This is a genomic window from Alcanivorax sp. HI0083 (assembly GCF_001635175.1).
The window spans coordinates 1-2,257 of sequence record NZ_LWFX01001698.1; the positions used below are offsets into that span (position 1 = coordinate 1).

The 2,257-nt window shown below is 57.7% G+C and carries 3 protein-coding genes; 1 reads left to right on the top strand and 2 read right to left on the bottom strand.

All coding sequences use genetic code 11. The features are described from left to right. Both A3754_RS24850 and A3754_RS24855 read right to left on the bottom strand, forming a co-directional pair. Nucleotides 1-512: DNA-processing protein DprA (locus tag A3754_RS24850; RefSeq protein WP_197468854.1), on the bottom strand; the 512-nt coding region annotated here is incomplete at its 3' end. A 174-nt stretch (nucleotides 513-686) separates the two neighbouring features. Then, entirely contained in the window at nucleotides 687-1,760 is a 1,074-nt protein-coding gene (locus tag A3754_RS24855) for a LysM peptidoglycan-binding domain-containing protein (RefSeq protein WP_063521632.1), read from the bottom strand. A 144-nt stretch (nucleotides 1,761-1,904) separates the two neighbouring features. Between A3754_RS24855 and def the strand changes: the two genes are divergently transcribed. Then, nucleotides 1,905-2,257: peptide deformylase (gene def, locus A3754_RS24860; protein WP_063521633.1), on the top strand; the 353-nt coding region annotated here is incomplete at its 3' end.

Sequence of the window (2,257 nt, forward strand, 5' to 3'; positions counted from 1 at the left end):
CAATCCGGGCCACTGCCCATGACCGCCACCGTGCGCCCGGCACTCACCGCACCGCGATGAGCGGCCGCATCAATGCCCAGCGCCAGGCCACTGACAATGACAAAGCCACTACCAGCCAGCTGGCGGGCAAAGCGGCGGCTGTTGTCGAGGCCGTCCGCAGAGGCATTGCGCGCCCCCACCATGGCCAGCGAAGGCGCATTTAATGCTTCCACGCTGCCGCGCACGGCAATCACGCCGGGTGGGTCGTTGATCTGTGCCAGCAACGGCGGGTAGTCCGCATCCCCCAGCGCAATCCAGCGCCAACCCTGCTCACGCAGTTGCTCAAAGTACACGGGCAGCTTGCCGGTATTGTCGAGCAGCCGGGCACGCTCTTTCAGGCCGGCCGGTAGCAGGGGAAGAAAATCCGATACCGGCGCCGAAGCAATCCGGTGTTGTTGCAGGGCGCGGCCCAGGGCCGCTGAAGACGGGGAAAACAACGCCTGCAATAGCAGGCGTTTAAATTGTCCGTCCATTCGCCCACCTCCTTGTGTGCGTTGGAATGATGTTTACCGCCCAATGTTTGGCAGTCGATGCCCGTAACCTGACCATAAAACACAGATCAAAACACGCAAAGACACCCTTTTCATCCTTGAAAAGGGTGTCTTTGCGGGCGTCAGGCGTCCAGCCTCAAGCGTTTAGCGTACTATTCAGTAGCTGCCCGCCGGGCTTTCGGCGATGTCGTTCATATAGATAGGCCGCATGGACTCCATAATCAAGCCGTAGCTGACCTTGTCGAAGACCCGGAAGATCACCATGGAACCGGTTTTCTCACGGGGCAGCTGGACCATGTCACCTTGCTGACGATCGCGGACCACTTCGCCCTGGCCATAGATATCCAGCACGTTGCCTTCTTTCAGGCCGTCACGCAGACCCTTGTTGATCACCACCACATCGTTGCGGGCCACACTGTTAAGACGGTCGAAGAAGCGAATCACTTTCGCCTCGATTTTGGTATCCGGTGCCGATGGATACAACACGGCACGCACGCGGCGATCTTCGGTGGAGAACAGACGGTCATCGATGCGCAGGTCTTCACTGGAGTCGGTAACCCGCAGGGTAATCATGTCATCATCGTGGCTGGCTACGCGGCCCAGGCCGATCTGGCGGGCTTCGTAACCCAGCACTTCATTGGTATCCGGGTCCACATATTGCTCGCCGGTGCGGTAGAAACCGTAACCCTGATCCAGGTCTTCCCATTTAGCCACGGTATCGCGGGCATAAACAGTATCGCCTTCACCGAAGATCACACGGCGATCGCGGCCACCCACCAGATAGGGGGCTTCAACGATTTCCTTGCGGTCTACCACCAGCCCTTCCTTCAGGTAAGACTGGATCGCACTGGCAGGAATGGCCGGAATCGCTTCGTCATTGGCAATTTCACGCACCCGCGGGGTGAGTTTCACGGTACCATTGGACATCACGGTCTCTTCCACGCCCCGTTTTACCGACAGGCGCGGCTCACCGTTAACGTAGGAAAGGCGGATTTCGTCGCCGGGATAGATCAAGTGAGGGTTACTGATTTCCTCATTGATCTGCCAGATTTCCGGCCACTGCCACGGCTCTTGCAGAAAACGGCCGCTGATATCCCAAAGGGTATCGCCGTTTTTCACGAAATACTTGCTGGGATGCCCGTCTTTGAGCACCACCGCTGCGGAGGCCATACCGGACACCGCCAGCACCAGGCCAAAGGTCAAGGCGCGCTGGACCGATTTCATCATCATCGGATTCCTTTTATCATTATTGGACTCATCCCCGAGAGCGGCCGCGGTCCCTTATTGTAGACGCGGTTCCTTTTGGATATTAGCAATGCGATCATATATTTAGCAACCGAAATTCGAGTACTACCGCAACTTCCGAGAAGGTACATGGCTAAACTGGAAATACTGGAATTCCCTGATCCCCGACTACGCACAGTAGCAAAGCCGGTGGAAAAGGTAGATGACGAGCTTCGCAAACTGATCGACGACATGATCGAAACCATGTACGACGCTTCCGGCATCGGCCTGGCGGCCACTCAGGTGAACGTGCACAAGCGCCTGCTGGTGATGGATCTGTCCGAAGAGCGCAACGAGCCCAAGGTGTACATCAACCCGCAGATCACGCCACTCACCGATGAACTGGCGCCCTACGAAGAAGGCTGCCTGTCGGTGCCCGGTTTCTACGAGAAGGTAAAGCGCCCGGCGCGGGTGCGGATCAATGCCCTGGACCGGGACGGCAA